This is a genomic window from Saccharolobus shibatae B12 (assembly GCF_019175345.1).
In the GTDB taxonomy this organism is placed as follows: domain Archaea; phylum Thermoproteota; class Thermoprotei_A; order Sulfolobales; family Sulfolobaceae; genus Saccharolobus; species Saccharolobus shibatae.
In genome coordinates this window covers 958,837-977,365 of the sequence record NZ_CP077717.1, presented here as the reverse complement: position 1 = coordinate 977,365, position 18,529 = coordinate 958,837, and the positions used below count along the sequence as shown (strand labels likewise).

Genomic DNA, 18,529 nt, shown 5'->3' with positions numbered 1-18,529 from the left:
TTCTAGGTATTACTCTTCTACAATGAGTAAGCCATTTTAGGAAGCCAGTAGTATTTTATCTATACATGATAATTGGTTATGTAATTGGTCAAGCTACAACACAAGAGGCTTTGATACTAGCTGAAAGGCCAGTTAGATTAGGCACTTATGTTGTTCTAGAATATGATAACGTTAAGGCCCTTGGACTAATAACAAACGTGACTAGAGGTAGCCCTATGCTAGATGATAATATGAATGATATAGAAATCGTTCAAAGATTAAAACAATTCAACAATAGTATACCCGTTTATACAAAGGCTAAAGTAAAAATGTTATGTGATATGAATAATCACTTTTTAATGCCCGATATACCCCCGTTCGCTGGAACCCCAGCTAGAGAGGCTGAAGATGAGGAGTTAAAAAGTATTTATTCGCAAGATGGCCAAATTAGAATAGGAAGCTTAATAGGTAAAAATGTGGAGGTTAAATTAAATATAAATTCCTTTGCAAGGCATTTAGCTATTTTAGCAGCTACTGGTTCTGGGAAGTCAAATACAGTAGCAGTTCTTTCTCAAAGAATTTCTGAACTTGGTGGATCTGTTCTTATATTCGATTATCATGGAGAGTACTATGATAGCGATATAAAGAATCTAAATCGTATTGAACCTAAACTTAACCCTCTTTATATGACCCCAAGGGAATTTTCTACGTTACTAGAAATAAGAGAGAATGCAATTATACAGTACAGAATTTTAAGAAGAGCTTTCATAAAGGTAACAAATGAGATAAGAGAAAAGCTAAAAGAAGGACAAATACCATTTTCTACTCTAAATAGCCAATTTTATGAACTAATGAGAGACGAATTGGAAACTCAAGGAAATAGTGATAAAAAGAGTAGTGCAAAGGATGAGGTACTGAATAAGTTTGAAGAATTCATGGATAGGTATTCAAACGTCATTGATCTTACATCTTCAGATATAATTGAGAAAGTAAAGAGAGGTAAGGTAAACGTTGTAAGCCTAACACAATTAGATGAAGACTCAATGGATGCAGTAGTCTCACATTATTTAAGAAGAATCCTTGATTCTAGGAAAGATTTTAAAAGAAGCAAAAATAGTGGCCTTAAATTCCCAATAATAGCCGTAATAGAAGAAGCTCACGTTTTCTTGTCTAAAAACGAGAATACATTAACCAAGTACTGGGCGTCCAGGATAGCAAGAGAGGGCAGAAAATTCGGAGTTGGATTAACAATAGTAAGTCAAAGGCCTAAAGGCCTAGATGAAAATATATTAAGTCAAATGACAAACAAGATCATTTTAAAGATAATTGAACCGACTGATAAAAAATACATCTTAGAGTCAAGTGATAATCTAAGCGAAGATTTAGCTGAACAACTGTCCTCCTTGGACGTTGGTGAGGCTATAATTATAGGTAAAATAGTAAAATTACCTGCAGTTGTGAAGATAGATATGTTTGAAGGAAAATTGCTTGGATCAGATCCCGACATGATAGGGGAATGGAAGAGAGCAGAAGAAAATGAAAGAATAGCTAAAGGCTTTGCCGACTTTGGAACGGAAATTGGTGATTGATGATGGTACAAATTCTACATATTTCTGATACTCATTTAGGAAAAAGACAGTACTCCCTAGCAGAAAGGGAAAAGGATATTTACGATGTTTTCTCACAACTAATTGACATTGCGATCAAAGAACGTGTTGACGCAGTAATACATTCTGGAGACCTTTTCGATGTTTCGAATCCTACTACAAACGCATTAGTAATAGCTGTTAAAATCCTAAAAAAATTAAAAGATGCGAATATACCATTTCTCTCAATACCGGGGGACCATGACACTCCAAAGAGGAAAGGTTACCTCATTCCTCATAATATTCTAACTGAATTGGATTTAATCAAAATTTTGAATTATGATAAGCCATATATTATAAAAGACATAGAAATATACGGAATCCCCCATATTCCCACAGTTTCAAAAAACGTATTGGTTAGTACGTTATCCTCTTTAAAACCAAAGTCAAGTAGGAGTATCCTATTACTACATCAAGGTGTAAAACAGATATTGCCGTATGATGGTTCGTGGCAAATGGAATTAGGAAGTTTACCTAAAGGTTTTGGGTATTACGCTTTAGGACATTTGCATACTAGGTGGCGACTTATTCAAGATGATGGTTCAATAATCGCTATAGCTGGTTCTCCAGATATTATGAGAGAAGAGGAAATAGAAGGGTATGAAAAATTTGGAAAAGGAGCATACCTAATAGACTTTTCAAAGGACTTACCTACACTTACCACGATAAATACTACAGTAAGGCCACAAAAAGTTATAACCATAAATACAAAAAATCTGAAGAATGACATATCAAAAATAAAAAGTGATTTATTAAAAAATAATAATGGTGAAAACAATAAGCCAATATTACACATTATCGTAGAAGGTGAAAGAATGAGAAAGGATCTACTTTACAGAGAGTTACTTCCTTTAAACGATATTGCACTTTATTATAGAATATATAAAGATGAAACTATTCAAAGTGTAGACAACTTAACATATACCTTGCCGCAAGATAGGGGATTAGATAAGATAATAATCGAATACCTTACTAAATACGAGAAGTTCAACGAGGACGAGGCTAATTTAATTTTACAAATGATAAAGAACGTTGATTCTGAAGATATAGTAAATGAGATATTAAAAAGACTAACAGGTGTTAACTTATGAGAATTGACAAAATTACTTTGACTAATTTTTTAAGTCATGAACACAGTGAAATACAGTTTCTAGGCGAAATAAATGTAATAGTGGGACAAAATGGAGCAGGTAAGAGTTCTATAATAGATGGCATAGTATTCAGCTTGTTTAGAACCCATAGTAGAGGAAATAACGACAACTTAATAAGAAAAGGTTCAAATAAGGCGAGCGTTACCTTACATCTTTCTAATGAAAAAGATAAAATAGAAATAATAAGGGATATAAGAAGCACTACAGAAGATAGGTTAATACGGAATCAAATACCAGTTGCACGTAGTGCAACGGTAGTCTCTAATGAAATAGAGAAAATTCTGGGTATTGATAAAGATATTGCCCTATCAACAATAATAGTTAGACAAGGAGAATTGGATAAAATTTTGGAGAATTTCCAAGACATTATGGGGAAAATTCTAAAGTTGGAATCAATCGAGAAGCTTATTGATAGCAGAGGTCCAATAGTGGAATTTAAGAAGAATTTGGAAAACAAGTTAAGAGAGTTAGACAGAATAGAACAAGACTATAATAATTCTAAGAAGAACTTAGAGGAGAAGAGAAATAGAGTGTTGGAGTTAGAAAAAGATAGGAAAAAACTGGAGGATGAGATAAAGAACTTGGAAAATCAAATAACTGAGTTAAAGAAACAATTCGAAGATTATGAGAAGAAAAGAAATCAGTACTTAGAGTTGACCACTATCTTAAAGGTAAAAGAAACTAAATTAAATGAATTAAACAAGAGTATAGAAGAACTAAGAAGACAAACGGAAAACATGGATAAGCTTGAAAAGGAGGTAAACGAACTTGACAATTTAAAGAATTTTAGATTAAAATTTGAAAAATATGAAGTTTTATCGAGAAGTTATATGGAGATATCCAATAATATACTTAATTTAGAAAAGGAAATTGAGGAATATGAAAAAGCTATCAAAAGAAAGAAAGAACTTGAGCCACATTATCTAAGATACAAGGAATTGGAGAGAAAACTGGAAGAATTACAGCCAAAATATGAAGAATATCTCAAATCGAAATTGAATTTAGACTCCAAACTAAATTTAAAAGAACGTTTAGACAAAGACGCAAGCGAGTTTTCTAAAGATATAGATAGAATTGGTAATCTTGAACAAATCATGGAAGAGAAAAGAAAAAGACAACTTGATCTTCGAGCTCAATTAGGTAAAGTTGAAAGCCTAATATCTGAGAAAAATGAGATAATAAATAATCTTAGTCAAGTTAAGGGGGAAACTTGTCCGGTATGTGGAAGACCCCTAGATGAGGGACACAAACAAAAAATAGTAGAAGAAGCAAAAAGTTACATTTCACGATTAGAATTAGATAAGAATGAACTAGAAGAAGAATTAAAGAAAATCACTGATGAATTAAATAAAATTGAAAAAGAATATAGAAGACTCTCAAATAATAAGGCAAATTACGATAATATAATAAAACAACTTAGAAAGTTAAACGAGGAAATAGAGAATCTTCATAATAGGATTGAAGCTTTAAAGGATATAGAGGAGGAAATTAAGAAAATAAATGGAGAAATAAAGGACCTAAAACAGTATTATGAAGAGTTTATGAGACTATTTAAGTATGACGAGAAGGAACTTGAAAGAAAAAAAGTAAGGTTAGATGAAATGAACAAGAAAAAAGTAGAAATCGAAAAAGAAATGAGGGTTCTAGAAACCGAATTACAAGGGTTAGACCGTAAAGAGCTGGAGAATAAAATTTCAGATTTAGAGAGGAAGAAAAAAATCTTGGATGAAATGAAGAAGAAAAGAGGAGTACTAGAAGACTATATAGGACAAGTTGAGCTACTACAAGAAGATGTTAAGAAACTAAAGGAAAAATTAAATATCATACAGTTTGATGAAAATAAATATAATGAACTTAAAACGAGTTTAGATGTCCATAATGCCAGTCTTAAGGAGAAGGAAAACAGAAAAAGTAGAGTGGAGGGCGAATTGGATAGTTTAGGTAAAGACATAGAGGAGATAAGTAATCGAATTAAGAATTATGAATTGCAACTAAAAGATAAAGAAAAGATAATCAATGGTATTAATAAGCTGGAGAAAATTAGAGATGCATTAGGAGAACGAAAATTACAGAGTTATATAATCATGGCAACAAAACAATTGATTGAAAATAATCTAAATGATATAATATCGAAATTTGATCTATCTATTAAAAACGTAGAAATGGAGATAATGCAAAAAACTAGTAGAGGAAAGGGCAGTGGTGGGAATATAGTAATATACACTAATAACGGCGATACTTTGCCCATAGTATCGCTTAGCGGAGGTGAGAGAATTGCCTTATCTATAGCATTAAGGTTAGCAATAGCTAAGGCACTGATGAGTAATACTAACTTCTTCATTCTTGACGAGCCAACAATTCATTTAGATGATCAAAGAAAAGCGTACTTAATAGAGATAATTAGGGCAGCAAAGGAAAGTGTACCTCAGATATTAGTGGTAACTCATGACGAGGAGGTAGTCCAAGCAGCTGATTATGTTATTCGTGTTGAAAAGAGAGGAAATAAAAGTTTTGTGAGGGAGGAGACTTGATAAGAAAAATATATGATAAGTTAGCGGAAAGTCACAACGAGATAAAAAATCAGATTTATAATATTGCTAGCTATCTCAGGCAAGAAATACAAGAAAAGGTTAATGAGTTTTGGACTGAATACACCAGAGATAATGAGTTAAGCGAAATATGCAAATTTGTAGCTATTGATGGCGGTTCTTTCAGTAAACCTATGAGAATAGGGATAGTTTATGCTGTAGGAGCTGAATCCGTAATCGGAGATAATAAAGGAGTAAAGACATTAAGCGAGGATGGTCAAATAGGTATATTCAAGCCAGGGAACGATGCACAAGAAAGAATATCACTATTAATGGAGGCATTGGAATTATCACTAGCTTTAAGGGATGGTAGTAAAGGAGATTACATTCTTATGGATGGAAGTTTAAACAAAAAGATTGGTAATAAAGTTGATATTCAACAAATCTCTGATGAAGAGCTAAAGCTAGTTAAGAATGTCGATATAAATAGTATTATTAGCATAAAAGATGAAAGGAAAATGAGAGATTTGCTAATGCTACTAAATCAATTTCTCGTTAGTAGAATAATAGAGGAATATGATGGCAAGGTTTTATGGATATCTAAAACCAGTAGGGGGAGAGATTTATTTGGTACAGACTATCCCGACATAACTGTTTTTGAACTGTTTACTGAAAAAAGAGGATTTTCAAAACTTATAATCAAAAATATAGACGTCAGAAAAATTTCTGAGATACCCGAGCTTGAGATATTAAGAAAAATGGAATATACGACTTTCTATACTAGATTGGATAATGGTAAGAGGGTTGTTAGAATAGATATGATTGGAAGAGTGGACGAGAAAATAGTAAAGGAGATAATGGATCATTTGAGTGGAGTAAGCATTAAGGGATATCCATTTCCACTCTTAAAAGCTCATATAGACGTTAGATTTTCAAGGATGGATAGGGAAAAAATAATAAAGTTAATGGGAAGTAAACTTCACAAAGATATCGAGTGGTGGCCCAGCCAGTTTTATTAATCGTCATCATTCGTCTCAAACTGAACCGTTACATGAGAAATGCCATATTTTTCTCTAAGCAGACTACAGATTGAACCCCTTATCTTATCCGCCTCAGCTATAGTCAGATTTGGAGATGCTTTAACGTGAAGCGTTGCTACCTTTACATGATCACAAATTGACCACACATGTAAATGATGAATATCTGGAGAAATTTTTGTAAGTTCTCCCATGATATTATCAATTTTCACTGGAGAACCTTCCATAAATATTAAAAAAAGATTCCTTTAATAATGGAATTGCAAGTGCAAAATTCAGTATTACAAGTATAATTGCTCCTACTGGATCCAATTCACGTATTCCGGAAATAAGGATAAGAATGCCTATAACAAAGCCGATTATATATCCTAGAAAGTCTGATATTGTGTGCACATATAATCCCCTCTTACCCAAGTCGTCCTTTTCTTTAGGAGATGCAAAGAAAGTTAGAATTGATGCTAGGGCTGACGAGATAATCAACGCAAAAGAACTGTTAGTAGTCTCTTTTAACAATGACGTTATGGAAGTATATGCTACGATAAGTGAAAGGAGGATAATAGCAAAGATATTAATCATAGCAACAATAACTTCCAGTCTATGTAATCCATAAGAGAACCTCCCCTCGCTTACTTCGTTCTCCCCTATAAATTTTAGGGCGATAATTGAAAATGTAATTGTTAAGAAGTCAATTAAGGCGTGAGAAAATTCTGCTAAAATTAATGGACTAAGGGAAACATAGTAAGCTATAATAAAACTAAGGGATGTAAACAACGTCAATATAAAAGTTCTTTGCACAATGAAGAGATAGATGAATAATATAAATAAGTCTTTTTAAGGTTTACCCTAAGGGAACCATTACAAAAAACTAAATAAGGAGCATTTTTGGAAGAAAGGATAGTCGTTAGAAAAAAATATAAACTAAGTTTTTAAAGTTTAGAGATAGGGTCAGCAGGATCAGCCCCCGAGTGTCTATTAAGACTCGATGAAAGGGGCTCCGATTTCTTAGGGATAGCTTCAACACAGATGAATGACCCGCTATCATCATTATATGTTTCATCAGTTTCCGTTTCGTTCATATCTTTTAGTGTGGATGTAATTCTTGAGATTTTCATGAAATCGTTTATAATTAAGTAAAGCTCTCTCCTTGATATAAAGTGAGCATATGAATAATACTTATGGCCACTTTTACCTAGCTTCTCATAATATTCGCCCCATGGAGAGTCCCTAGCAATAAAACAAATAACTGCCCTTTCTTTAGCTACCCTAGCTATTTCCTTTATAAACCCCTTTACATCTTCTATAAAACAAACGGTGACGGAACTAAATATACATTTAAATGAGTCATCTCTGAAGGGTAAATGTAAAGCGTCAGCTAGAACTTTCTCGTCACTTTTACTTTCTTTTAGCATAAGTAACGATATATCCAGAGATACAATCTTTCCCCTAATTTCCTCATGAAAAATATCTGGTCCTGATCCTAAATCTAAACAATCTTTAAGGTTAAAACTTCTAACTACCTTTCTCTCATTCTCGTATAATTTATTATGAAGTTCGTACCATTTCTTATAATTTTTTGGATCATTAAATATGTCTTCCGTCCTCATGCTCTCTCTCACTTACCCTTATTATTTCCATGAGTATTTTAATTTTAGTTGAGATATCATCAAGGAAAGCTACCAAGTCCTCCCTCCTCCTCTTCAGAGCTATGGAAGTGGAAAACGAAAACTCTGAAAGTCTGCTCTCTATAAATTCTAATTCCCTTTCAATTTGTGTCTTTAAATTTTTATATGTTAAGTAAATATCGAAAAGATCAATAGTTACGGTTTTATCATCGTCTCTTAACGAGTAAAATGGACATAAATAGCAGAATAAGGGATGAGGAACAATCTTTCCATTAGATATCCAGCTAGCAAGAACTTTACTTTTTGACGAAACTTTTTTACAATAGCCATAAGTGAAAAACACGCACGAATCACGTTTTCTACTGCCCTCAAGAATTATTTGGTCATAGTCCCGTATCCTATGCGAAAGAACTATATCAATTGATAGTTCCCTAAAGTTCTGCATTATTATATAATACTCACTTAACCTTATAAACCTAAATTTAAAGGTGTAAGAGGGTTGCATATAGGAGAAATTTTAAATTACTCCAAAATAGAAATGAGTACAGTATGGAAGTTGATCTTGCAAACCTGTTGAGGCAAAGAAACCTTAAAGTAACGCCACAAAGAATAGCTATTCTAAAGCTAATAATGAGAGGGGGTCATTACAGTGGGGAACAAATTTACGAAGAACTTAAAAAAACAGAGCCTAGTATTAGTCTATCCACAGTATATAATACACTAGAAACATTAAAGGAATCTGGAATACTAAATTCCTTTGAAGCAAACGGTATAACTTGGTTTGAAATTAATAGAAAGCCTCACATTAATGTTTTTTGCACGGACTCTAATAGAATTATTGACTTAGATGTTGACATGGATAACTTCATGGATAAGCTAGTTAAAAATGGCTTAGACGTAAAAAATGTGAACATTATAGTATACGCTGATTGTTCAAAACTCGGAAAGGGTTCTGAATAGAAGATTTTTGAACTTGTTACTATCTGCCTTTAATACAATTTCAGCATTAGGCTTATTTTTATGTAAACTGTACCAGTCTATTAACATTGCTCCTCTTGACTTTGAACATAATTCTACATCAATATAATTTAGAGAAGACTCTGAGATAATAGATCTATCATAGGCTATAGAAACTGTTAAGGAATCTGGATGAGTACTACCTGATATACCTTGATTCTTAGTAGTATATTCCTTTAATGTCTTATTGACATTAATAAAGAATTTTGAGAGCTTAGTATTGAGTTTGGAGATAAATTCCCAATCTCTCTCGTTTAAAGAACCACTTGTTTCAGCGACTTCCCAAGGAACGACGGTAATATCAAATCCTGCATCTAAAACTATTTTAGCAGCCTCAGGATCTACCCAGAAATTGAACTCCGCTATAGGGGTAGTATTGCCCTTTGAAAAAGCACCACCCATTATCCAAATCCTTCTTATTCGCTTGACAACTGACGGATCTTTAAGATAAGCCAAGGCAATATTTGTTAAAGGGGAAACTGCAAGTATTTCCAATTCCCCGTCGTATTCTTTCGACAATCTGAGTATAGCATCTATTGCATGCTCTTTCTCTGGCCTTTTAGTAGGTTCGGGATAGTCCCAATCACCCATTCCATTACTTCCATGGACTTCCTCAACTGTTCTCCAATTTCCCAAAATAGGTCTTTGTGATCCTAAATATACTGGTACGTCTTGCTTACCAATGTACTCTAAAGTGAAAAGTGCATTCTTAACCTCTTGATTATAATTTACATTTCCAGCGACTATTGTCACACCTAATAATTGGAAATATCTAGATGCAAGCAATATGGCTATAGTATCATCACTAGCTGTATCTGAATCTAATATGACTTTCCTCATTAAACCATATCACCTTGACAAATATAATAAACTTTGAGTATCTAAAGTCTTCTCTGCTTTAATAAATTATAAAAATTTGAAGTTGATTGAATTTATACAAGGTCAAAGTTATTGAGAAAGAGTATTTATGACTTTTATCATTTCTATTACACTAGAACTAGACAGTAGGAGAGAATTTTTATACTAGTTTATCTTTAATACCACTAGATGAAGGTTAGAGTATTTAATATAGGCGGCATAACGCAAGACTATAGTCTTGATTTAGAGAAAGGAGTAACATCATATGAAGCGCCAAATGCTTACGGTAAAACATCACTAGTAAGGGCATTGATATCTTTACTGACATCCAGTATTAAGGCAGAAGATCTACTTAATGTATTTGCAGATAGTGGTTATATAGAAGTAGAATTGGATAACAAACTATACTATAGAAGGATAAAAAGGATAAAGAATGGACTAAGTGAAGACAAAAATCTAATTATGGATGACGATAGAGCATTGCTACTGACGTATTTCTCTCCAGAGAACAAGTTAGTAACCCAAATATTATCTGGAGATGGTAATGTAGAGTGGTTTATATCTGCTACATCAAAAATAAATGAAATAAAGGCAAAAAAGGAAGAATTACAGAAACTCTTAACTGCTGAGATAAATGCTAGAGATGATTTACAGAAGAAGTATAATAATATTAGAGAGATACAAGCTAAAATAAGGGCGATAGATGAAGAGATAGACAAACTGGAGAAAGAAAGGGAAAGCAGTAGTAATATAGTAGCTAAAACCACATACACAATAACACTAACAAGACAGAATAAAATAAATGAAATATTAAACAAAATAAAAGTTAAGAAAGATGAGTTAGCAAACTTAGAATTTGCCTTAAAGAAGATTGAGGAAGAGATCCAAAACAAGGAGAGTAAAGTCTCTCCCGACATAAAGACTCAACTTCAGAAAGAGTTAGAAGAAATAAATGAGAAACTTAAACTGAAAACCTCTGATAGATCTGAGTTAGAAATAGAACTTAAGGTGCTTGAACGCGTATTAGAAGAAGTAGACGAAAGTGATAGACATCATTTAGATACGTGTAACGTCTGTGGGAGCAAAGTAGATCCTAGTATATGGAAAGAAAGAGCTGAAATAATATCAAGAGAATTAAGAGATAAGACCTCACTTCTAGATAGCTTGCGTAACGATATAATAGGATTACAGAAAAGAAAAGAAGAAATTGACCTTAGATTAAAGGAGTTACAGACGCTAGAGAATGAAATCGCAAGACTAAAAGCTAAAAAGGAAGAATTGATCAACAGGATAGGTTCAGTTAAGTTCCAGATAGATGATTTGGAGAGACAGAAGAGAGAGACTGAAGAGAGATTCAATAAATCCGAATCATTATCAGGGGCAATAGCAACTAATGATGATAGTACAAGCATTTTAAAGAGAATAGAAGAGCTAAGAAAGAAAAGAGAGGAATATGAGTACGAACTTCAGCTATTAGGAGTGCCATCCTCTATCTTAGAGGAGTTGAAAGAAAAGGAGGAACATATAGAACAATTACAGAAGAAGGTGGATGAATTACAAGTAGAATATATAAAAAGATTAACTAAGGCTAGGGAAGAATTTAACAGAATATCTAACCAATTATTAAGGAAATTCGAATTTGATATGGAAGCTGAAATTGACGGTAATTACAGATTAATTGTAAGGAGAAAAGGTGCTATAATTGATATAAAGAAGTTATCATCGTCGGAGAGAACTACGCTAGCTTTAATATTGGTATTAAGCGCGTTAAGAGCTTATTTCAAAACTCCTTACTTCATAATCGACGAGTCTGCAATGACATTTGATCAGAAAAGATTCAATAGACTATTAGAATATCTAACTGAAATTGCAGACTACGTAATTGTGACTAGAAGTAGTGAAAACACAGAAATAAAGACACTACCGCCTAAGCAAATAGAGATTTCTAGTTAAATTATGGCGACCATGGAACTTCTAATTTTTTCATCAATATCTTGTTTAAATCAGTTCTTATCGCATCTTCAACTTGTGGAGGTATTTGATTTATAGGCTGGAACCATCCAACTGCAGATGTCATACCCAATTCTTCTGCACGTTGTTTTAACCATAATGCCACAGCTAAACCTGCCATAGTTGGCTTAAATATAACTACAGAAGGACCAATCGAGGAACTTGCTATCTTTATGGCGTGCTTTGATATAGTCTTCCACCTTGTTTTTGTTATAATTCTAACCAATTCTTTTGCTCTATCCCTTTCACCAATTGCATAAAATATAATCATAAATAGAAGAAAGTGCGAACCTTAAAAAAAGTATTGGTCATCACTTAGATACAAATCCACATAATTTCTCCCAATTTCTAAAAGAGTTAGATACAACTTATGCGTTATTAGTTGAAAAGTTTTGATAGAGATAATTCGCTTCTTAGCTTTCTAATTCTTTCCTTTTGGCTTACCATTAGATAATTTTGGTTGTTACAAGCTAGCTAATTAACCTAAGATAAACTGATGAGCCTTGATTGATTCTCCTTCTAGTATTACTAGAGCTGCGTGAAGAAGACCACTATTATATTCACTGCCTGGATTGATGACTACTGTGTTATTGACTTTATCAAAGCCTCTTGATTCGTGAATATGTCCGTGTAATCCTAATAGTGGATTAGTTTCCTCAATAATTCTCCTTATTGATTTAGAACCCACGTGTGTATATACAATCTCACCTCCTCTAACTATGGGCTTTAGATTCTCATCTAAAAGAGGAGCATTATCTAAATTGGTATTGTAAGGAGGAGCATGAAAGTTGTAAATAGCCTTTGAATAATTAGTTATTTTTGACACTATCTTACTTAGGTCATTATAGATCTCCTCTTCCTTCTTCTCCCTAAACGTATTCCAAGGTGTTGGATTAACGTAGCCGTATGATATGATTTCGTATCCATTAAAATCAAACACCTCACCCTCACCAACTTTAAATATCTCGCTCTCCTTCAATACTTCAAAGAGATATTCTGGGTCATCGTTCCCAAGGTTTATAAAGATAGGTATTTTATAATCCTTTAATCTCTCCTCAGCAATTTTCATCCATTCACGAATAGTCGCAATGATTGCCTTCTTAAATAATTCGTCTTGGGCTTTTTTATTTTGAGACGCTTCTTCATACTCATTTTTGCTTAATATAGCATAATAGATCCCTTCGCTCTTAAACCTCTCGATGAAGCTATTCAATTCACTTGATGTTATAATCTTATCTTGAATATTGTAATTATTATTTCCAAGATCAATAATAGGTAACAATGTTTTGCCAGCTATATCCCCACCTATTATCAACGCATTGACCTTGTAAATTTTCCCTGCATTTATAAACTTCTTGAAGACTGTATACGATGCGTGAAGATCCGAGCTAAAGAGAATTCTCAGATTAGTAGTAGAATTTGTAGAATGTTTGTTCCTTTTAAATAATGAGACCACAATACTCCTATTCTTATGATGATATTTAAGTTTAAACTAATAAAGTGGGGAAATATAACAACTAAGTGATGACAATAATTATTTTCATTAGGCATGGGCAAAGTACCTCTAACGTTAGTAAGATACTTAGCCATGATATTAACACTTATCCTCTCACGGAAGAGGGTATTACACAAGCAAAGGATGCTGGGAAGGAACTTATGAAATTGAAAGTTGAAAAAATATACACTAGTCCAGTTCTAAGAGCATATCAGACTGCGCTTATCATTGGTGAAACCTTAGGAATTTTTCCAATAGTAGATCAAAGATTAAGAGAAAGATCCTTAGGAGAATTGAATAACACCACTTTTGATCCAAATGACCACTGGAAGTTGAAGGTCTTTAAAAAACAAATGGAGATTAAAGGTCTGGAAAGTTGGGAAGATATGACAAAGAGAATGAAAAACTTCCTCGAATCCGTTATAAATAAAGATAATAATGTAATAGCTGCTGTATCGCACTCCGATCCTATAAGAGCTATAGTTACGTACATACTTGATATGGACGATATCAGTGGATGGGGAGTGAGAATACCTAATGCTAGCTTGACTATCTTGAGATGTGAAAATAACATAGATAGTTGCAAAGTCCTTAGTATAGGTTCACCACTACTAACTCCACAAATACTATCGAAACTGAATATAAATATCAAAGCTTTTTAGAGCCGCTATAATTCGTTCTCTCTGCCTGGAGTTTAAGCTATCGATAACGACTTTATTAATATTATTCACAGAATTGGCTATAGCTTGAATTATAACCTTGTCATCCAACTTATCGACATAATGCTTAGAAATCACATGGCCTATACAACTCTCGTCAGCTAACTTAGTAAAAAGCTTAGAATAGTGGGGTCCACCGAAACCTGAAATGTAATCTCTACAATCTATCTCGTCAACCTTATCAATACCTTTTAGAGTTGAATCAACTAAAGTTCTGACTATTCTCTCGTTAGTCCAATACGTCTTGTCACTACCAATCTCTACGAATATTACTGGTACGTTTTGATATGTAGGGCCATGATGAGTAGCCTCCATAGTTTTCTCTATATCTAGATCTATTTTTTTAATTTCTCTTAAAATCGAAGTAAGTAGCCTAGGATAAGCTATTCCGAGTTTTTTAGGCTCTCCACCCATAACTTCTTCAGATGGATTGCCAGGATAATGTACTGTTAGTGAGGGAATACTTGCCTTACTTTCATGCCTAGAAAAAATTACTATAGCCTCACCATTCTTGTAGTGAAAATCTGTTACATCTTCATCAATCTCTTCGAAACGATATCCAAGTTTTTTTATCGTCAAACCCACTGGATCTGAAGTAGAGTAAACTAGCTTAATGTCCATATTTGATCATCTGTATGGCTTTCTCAGCAAGTACCGGAGCTAATGCAAAGCCGAACCTATAACCAGTTATTAGTATTGCATTTGAGTAAATCTTCTTTACAATTGGTTCCCCATCTTTACTTACGCTTCTAAATCCTACTCTGATCTCTAAACTTGTAGTGTCTATCTTTAGCACCCTACCTATTTCATTAATGGTCTTAGATATTTCATCATAATCTATTGAAATGGAGGAATTTTGCTTTGAGTCGCCATTAAGGTATAAGTTCTTCCCCTCCACTGCAATTCTATCATTCACAATTAATATCCCATTTAAACTAGTTTTTTTGGTAATAATTAAATGTCCTTTAAACAGATTTACCTCTATTCCTAATTTCGAGAATAATTTAGGAGTTAGGTAGCCAGTAGCAAAAATATAGAACTCTCCCTTTACCTCACCCTTTGATGTTAAGAGAGATTTTATTTCATTGTCTTCAACTAATATATCCGTAACCTCTGAGTTCGATTCGATGTTAAACTCTGTTCCAAGTATGTTAAAGAGTTCGTCACCTTCTACGAATAGACCATTGTCAAAAAATTCTGCTTCTTCAATATTCAGTTGAGGTTCAAAACTTCTTATTTCCTTTCTATCAACAATCTTACCACCTATTTTTTTACTGGAAACTCTAAGAATGTGAGTCTTTTTACAATAGATACCATATTTTTCGCAAATCTCTTCATAGAATCTCATACCTTTTTCACAATCTTCTCTATGGTTGCTACATAAAGGTGGAATGATTGACCACAAACTAGCTTTTGAATTATTTGCAATACTTTTATTCCTTTCTAAAATTATCACATCTCCACTATATTTCAGTGCAGTAATTAACCCCGTTATCCCACTACCTACAATTATAAGTTTTGTCATGTCTAATCTCTTTATATGATAAAAACTTTTTAAATGAATACTATATATAATCTCTTATGAATGACGAACTAAATGACCCAGAATTACAAAAAATCCTCTCTAAAAAAGCAAATCAAATACTCAACAGCTTGAAGGAGAAAGATAAAGAGCTAGTAAAACATCTTAACTCAAAAAACTTTGATGAATTTATAACTAAAAACAAAATAGCAGTTGTTGACTTTTGGGCAGAATGGTGTGCGCCATGCTTTATATTGGCTCCAGTAATAGAAGAACTTGCCAATGATTATCCTAAAATAGCTTTTGGGAAATTAAATACTGAAGAGAACCAAGATATAGCAATGAGATATGGAATAATGAGCCTTCCAACTGTAATGTTCTTTAAGAATGGAGAACCCGTAGACCAAATACTAGGTGCCGTACCTAGAGAGGAAATAGAGATAAGACTAAGGTCTCTATTAGAGTGACAAGTGGGAGAAATGAATCCTTTATTGTTAGGAATAGATGGGTTAAGCTATACTAGCTTTATGAAATGTAATCCAAGAACGTTATTTACACTATTTAGTAGTACTTATAGAGGAGTTGTTTTAAATAAAAAGCCACAATTTCCGCAAACTTCATGGATGTCAGTATTAGAGCTTAAGGATATAAAAGATATGTCAGAAGTTAATTTGAATGATACAACGCCTAGGCTTCTTAAAGAAACTAACGCAGTAGCAATAAATTTGCCTATAACTAATCCAACTTATGGTAAACTTAGCCTTCCATACGATTCTTCAGTAAATGCAGAAGAGGAAATCAATAAGGTAACACAAATAGTTCTAGAGTTAATAGATGAAGCTCCCGTTATAGCATCCATAACTGCTATAGATAGACTTCTACATAGAGAACCTACAGAAAAGTGTAAAATCTATTCATTAGTAGACACAGCGGTAAGAAAGATTTTAAACAAGATTGATGACTTTATAATATTTTCTGTATATGGCGAACCAAAGGGTGAGAGTGAAGATGGAAATCACGAAGATTATGGAGTATTCCTAGCAACAATTCCAAGACCTTCAGAACACGAGACTATCAAACTACAAGAGATCGGCGAGTTATTTATCAAACTGGTTAAAAAGGAGTATTATTAATCATTGTATTCTGACTTCCTCTGCCATAAATGGCGGATGTTCCCCTCATCGATTCGCTCTTACATCTCTCATTTGAGGGGCAGTCGAGAGGGTCAGAGACCCCCTCCCATTCAAATTCATAATCGCAATAACGTCACGATCATAACCACAACTGCATTTAAACTAACGATGAGAAACCTCAACCATCCTTTTCCCACACTTAGGACATGAGACGGAAGAATGACTTGGATTAACATACTCAACTAATAAGCCGTGTTTCTTAGCTTCCCACCCAAACCCAATACTGAACCCTACGATACCACATCAAATATAACTTATCCCTAAACTCTGAAGGCAGATCTTTCACACGCTTAACCAAGTTAGTCAACCTCTCCAACTTGATAACGTTAGCCTTAAAATCCTCAGCAATCTCTACTACCCACTTACCAACCTTCTCGGCAAAATCCTCCATAATACGCTTAACCTTAGCGTAAAAATGGGAAATCCTTGATATGATATGCTTATTCCCCCTCCACCTCTTAGGGTACTTTCTCTGTAAACCCTCAGCTAAAGACTTCCAGTGATGAACCTCGGATAAACAAGTTGGAATCCTAACGTAATGAGTATCATCTTTCCCTACAACTATCTCGCCAATATTAATATTAACAGCCACACTACCCTTAGCTTCAACCCTTACCGGCTTCTTCTCGAAAACAACCTTAAGGAATGCTTTACCATCTTTAATTACAAGTCTAGCCTCCTTCATCTTCCAGTCCTTATAAAACGAGAGGTTCCTAGGATAACCTAGGATTGGTAGTTCACCAACACTTGCTATCCTAACAGTCATTCTTTCAAAGTTTATTGAGTAACTTAGCTTGGGTGTTAACCACACCGTGGGTTTGTATACTCTCGGAAAACGCCCCTTTCTCGGATTATTGTACCAACTCTTGTACGTTGTTAGGGCATCACGATAGCAGTCCTCAGCAACCTTTGATGGTAGTTGGAACTCGTCCCTTAGCTTTTCATACAACTCTTGATGAATAACTCCTAGTACCCCTTTTTCATTTGGGTTTGTCTTATTTTCTTTTAACTAGAATAATACGTATCTTAATGCTTTTACATAACGACTTGAGAGAGCTAGGAGGGAATCATTTACCCCAATCTTCATGGAAACTGTTGCTCTGATTGAGTTCCTCTCCTATGCATTAAAGGGAATTTAAGAAAAGCTTATATTTAAATATAAGGGGCTATCCATCTCCTTGGCTAAGCTTTTCGCCCCCTTAACCACTATTTTGGTAAATTGGATATAGTGCAAGAATGATAGGTTGAACATAGAGCGTTTTTCTACTAATTGCATTATTAGTTAATAATCCCACAGCACCTTCTCTAGTCTTGCTATTGTTAGTTTTAAAAATAATGTCTGATGCTTCACCAAGTTCCTTTCCTTGAAGTATTAAAGAAACCATAGAACTAGGTAAGGTAAAAGATGAAGAAATAGCAAAATTCTCTACACCATCTTTAGTAATAACATATACAACGGCGTTTGCTATAAATTTGCCATAGACGTTGCAAACTCCTCCCTCTATCCCTAACCCTATATCTGCATTCGTAGCCCTTATCACATTCAGTGCCCTATTTCTAGCACCCACATACGTCTGATCGCAAAAAGGTTGTTTATCCACACCACTATCAACTTCAATTGCGATCAAATCCCAATTAAGCTTTAAAACATCTAGTGCCTCCCTAGTAGCATTGATTTTTACAGGATTTTTACTACCTAAAGCAATTGTTACCATCTTTTAAACTTAATATTAACAAGGATTTTAATAAGTT

At 33.8% G+C, this 18,529-nt stretch carries 17 protein-coding genes and 2 pseudogenes; 9 read left to right on the top strand and 10 right to left on the bottom strand.

Going from position 1 to position 18,529, the window contains the following annotated elements; translation table 11 throughout:
- The first annotated feature begins 65 nt into the window (after positions 1 to 65).
- From herA to nurA, 4 genes are read left to right on the top strand one after another with little or no spacing between them, the layout of a single operon-like run.
- A complete protein-coding gene (gene herA, locus J5U23_RS05405; protein ID WP_012710244.1) occupies positions 66 to 1,568 on the top strand; it encodes a DNA double-strand break repair helicase HerA in 1,503 nt (500 codons plus the stop codon).
- Positions 1,568 to 2,716 carry a DNA double-strand break repair protein Mre11 gene (mre11, locus tag J5U23_RS05400; protein WP_218267199.1) on the top strand — a complete coding sequence of 383 codons (1,149 nt, stop codon included), beginning with the start codon at positions 1,568 to 1,570 and terminating at the stop codon, positions 2,714 to 2,716. Before herA ends, mre11 begins: the two co-directional genes overlap by 1 nt.
- Positions 2,713 to 5,307, top strand: a complete 2,595-nt coding sequence (locus tag J5U23_RS05395) for an AAA family ATPase (RefSeq protein ID WP_218259796.1) — start codon at positions 2,713 to 2,715, stop codon at positions 5,305 to 5,307. The genes mre11 and J5U23_RS05395 overlap by 4 nt, the downstream gene beginning before the upstream one ends.
- On the top strand, positions 5,304 to 6,323 hold the full coding sequence (gene nurA / locus J5U23_RS05390; RefSeq protein ID WP_218267198.1) for a DNA double-strand break repair nuclease NurA: 1,020 nt from the start codon (positions 5,304 to 5,306) through the stop codon (positions 6,321 to 6,323). Before J5U23_RS05395 ends, nurA begins: the two co-directional genes overlap by 4 nt.
- Here the strand turns inward: nurA and J5U23_RS05385 are convergent.
- From J5U23_RS05385 to J5U23_RS05375, 3 genes and pseudogenes are all read right to left on the bottom strand, one after another.
- Positions 6,320 to 7,136: pseudogene (locus J5U23_RS05385) on the bottom strand (cation diffusion facilitator family transporter). The gene nurA and the pseudogene J5U23_RS05385 sit on opposite strands and share 4 nt — an antisense overlap.
- 131 nt (positions 7,137 to 7,267) lie before the next feature.
- Entirely contained in the window at positions 7,268 to 7,945 is a 678-nt protein-coding gene (locus tag J5U23_RS05380) for a class I SAM-dependent methyltransferase (RefSeq protein ID WP_218267197.1), read from the bottom strand.
- On the bottom strand, positions 7,923 to 8,408 hold the full coding sequence (locus tag J5U23_RS05375) for a hypothetical protein (protein ID WP_218267196.1): 486 nt from the start codon (positions 8,406 to 8,408) through the stop codon (positions 7,923 to 7,925). The genes J5U23_RS05380 and J5U23_RS05375 overlap by 23 nt, the downstream gene beginning before the upstream one ends.
- 104 nt (positions 8,409 to 8,512) lie before the next feature.
- Between J5U23_RS05375 and J5U23_RS05370 the strand changes: the two genes are divergently transcribed.
- Positions 8,513 to 8,923, top strand: a complete 411-nt coding sequence (locus tag J5U23_RS05370) for a Fur family transcriptional regulator (protein WP_218267194.1) — start codon at positions 8,513 to 8,515, stop codon at positions 8,921 to 8,923.
- On the opposite strand, the gene J5U23_RS05365 is transcribed toward J5U23_RS05370, so the two are convergent.
- Complete coding sequence (locus tag J5U23_RS05365) at positions 8,897 to 9,820, bottom strand: nucleoside hydrolase (RefSeq protein WP_218267193.1); 924 nt, start codon at positions 9,818 to 9,820, stop codon at positions 8,897 to 8,899. The genes J5U23_RS05370 and J5U23_RS05365 overlap by 27 nt on opposite strands.
- Positions 9,821 to 10,027: 207 nt before the next feature.
- On the opposite strand from J5U23_RS05365, the gene clsN reads away from it, so the two are divergent.
- Positions 10,028 to 11,791 (top strand): SMC-like protein coalescin, encoded by a 1,764-nt coding sequence (clsN, locus tag J5U23_RS05360; RefSeq protein WP_218267192.1) that lies wholly within the window; start codon positions 10,028 to 10,030, stop codon positions 11,789 to 11,791.
- Position 11,792: 1 nt separating this feature from the next.
- Here the strand turns inward: clsN and J5U23_RS05355 are convergent, their stop codons facing one another.
- On the bottom strand, positions 11,793 to 12,119 hold the full coding sequence (locus J5U23_RS05355) for a hypothetical protein (RefSeq protein ID WP_218259788.1): 327 nt from the start codon (positions 12,117 to 12,119) through the stop codon (positions 11,793 to 11,795).
- A gap of 207 nt (positions 12,120 to 12,326) precedes the next feature.
- Complete coding sequence (locus tag J5U23_RS05350) at positions 12,327 to 13,304, bottom strand: metallophosphoesterase family protein (RefSeq protein ID WP_218267191.1); 978 nt, start codon at positions 13,302 to 13,304, stop codon at positions 12,327 to 12,329.
- Positions 13,305 to 13,372: 68 nt separating this feature from the next.
- Here J5U23_RS05350 and J5U23_RS05345 point away from each other — a divergent pair, with 68 nt between their 5' ends.
- Positions 13,373 to 14,005, top strand: a complete 633-nt coding sequence (locus J5U23_RS05345; RefSeq protein WP_218267499.1) for a 2,3-diphosphoglycerate-dependent phosphoglycerate mutase — start codon at positions 13,373 to 13,375, stop codon at positions 14,003 to 14,005.
- On the opposite strand, the gene J5U23_RS05340 is transcribed toward J5U23_RS05345, so the two are convergent.
- Together J5U23_RS05340 and J5U23_RS05335 are read right to left on the bottom strand one after the other, a co-directional pair.
- Positions 13,970 to 14,683, bottom strand: coding sequence for a D-aminoacyl-tRNA deacylase (locus tag J5U23_RS05340; RefSeq protein WP_218267190.1), 714 nt, complete (start codon positions 14,681 to 14,683; stop codon positions 13,970 to 13,972). The genes J5U23_RS05345 and J5U23_RS05340 overlap by 36 nt on opposite strands.
- Entirely contained in the window at positions 14,673 to 15,587 is a 915-nt protein-coding gene (locus J5U23_RS05335; RefSeq protein WP_218259785.1) for an NAD(P)/FAD-dependent oxidoreductase, read from the bottom strand. Before J5U23_RS05335 ends, J5U23_RS05340 begins: the two co-directional genes overlap by 11 nt.
- A 56-nt stretch (positions 15,588 to 15,643) precedes the next feature.
- Between J5U23_RS05335 and trxA the strand changes: the two genes are divergently transcribed.
- Entirely contained in the window at positions 15,644 to 16,051 is a 408-nt protein-coding gene (gene trxA, locus J5U23_RS05330; RefSeq protein WP_218267189.1) for a thioredoxin, read from the top strand.
- Between the two features lie 12 nt (positions 16,052 to 16,063).
- Complete coding sequence (locus tag J5U23_RS05325) at positions 16,064 to 16,717, top strand: hypothetical protein (protein ID WP_218267188.1); 654 nt, start codon at positions 16,064 to 16,066, stop codon at positions 16,715 to 16,717.
- A 45-nt stretch (positions 16,718 to 16,762) separates the two neighbouring features.
- Here J5U23_RS05325 and J5U23_RS15695 read toward each other — a convergent pair.
- Positions 16,763 to 17,864 (bottom strand): annotated as a pseudogene (locus J5U23_RS15695) (RNA-guided endonuclease TnpB family protein).
- Positions 17,865 to 17,976: 112 nt separating this feature from the next.
- On the bottom strand, positions 17,977 to 18,492 hold the full coding sequence (locus tag J5U23_RS05315; protein WP_218259782.1) for a DUF84 family protein: 516 nt from the start codon (positions 18,490 to 18,492) through the stop codon (positions 17,977 to 17,979).
- Positions 18,493 to 18,529: the final 37 nt, after the last annotated feature.

Bases quoted from the DNA above. Each gene is read 5' to 3' on its own strand.
- herA (WP_012710244.1), top strand. From the start codon at position 66: ATGATAATTGGTTATGTAATTGGTCAAGCTACAACACAAGAGGCTTTG.
- mre11 (WP_218267199.1), top strand. From the start codon at position 1,568: ATGATGGTACAAATTCTACATATTTCTGATACTCATTTAGGAAAAAGA.
- J5U23_RS05395 (WP_218259796.1), top strand. From the start codon at position 2,713: ATGAGAATTGACAAAATTACTTTGACTAATTTTTTAAGTCATGAACAC.
- J5U23_RS05380 (WP_218267197.1), bottom strand. From the start codon at position 7,945: ATGAGGACGGAAGACATATTTAATGATCCAAAAAATTATAAGAAATGG.
- J5U23_RS05375 (WP_218267196.1), bottom strand. From the start codon at position 8,408: ATGCAGAACTTTAGGGAACTATCAATTGATATAGTTCTTTCGCATAGG.
- J5U23_RS05370 (WP_218267194.1), top strand. From the start codon at position 8,513: ATGGAAGTTGATCTTGCAAACCTGTTGAGGCAAAGAAACCTTAAAGTA.
- J5U23_RS05365 (WP_218267193.1), bottom strand. From the start codon at position 9,820: ATGAGGAAAGTCATATTAGATTCAGATACAGCTAGTGATGATACTATA.
- clsN (WP_218267192.1), top strand. From the start codon at position 10,028: ATGAAGGTTAGAGTATTTAATATAGGCGGCATAACGCAAGACTATAGT.
- J5U23_RS05355 (WP_218259788.1), bottom strand. From the start codon at position 12,119: ATGATTATATTTTATGCAATTGGTGAAAGGGATAGAGCAAAAGAATTG.
- J5U23_RS05345 (WP_218267499.1), top strand. From the start codon at position 13,373: ATGACAATAATTATTTTCATTAGGCATGGGCAAAGTACCTCTAACGTT.
- J5U23_RS05340 (WP_218267190.1), bottom strand. From the start codon at position 14,683: ATGGACATTAAGCTAGTTTACTCTACTTCAGATCCAGTGGGTTTGACG.
- J5U23_RS05335 (WP_218259785.1), bottom strand. From the start codon at position 15,587: ATGACAAAACTTATAATTGTAGGTAGTGGGATAACGGGGTTAATTACT.
- trxA (WP_218267189.1), top strand. From the start codon at position 15,644: ATGAATGACGAACTAAATGACCCAGAATTACAAAAAATCCTCTCTAAA.
- J5U23_RS05325 (WP_218267188.1), top strand. From the start codon at position 16,064: ATGAATCCTTTATTGTTAGGAATAGATGGGTTAAGCTATACTAGCTTT.
- J5U23_RS05315 (WP_218259782.1), bottom strand. From the start codon at position 18,492: ATGGTAACAATTGCTTTAGGTAGTAAAAATCCTGTAAAAATCAATGCT.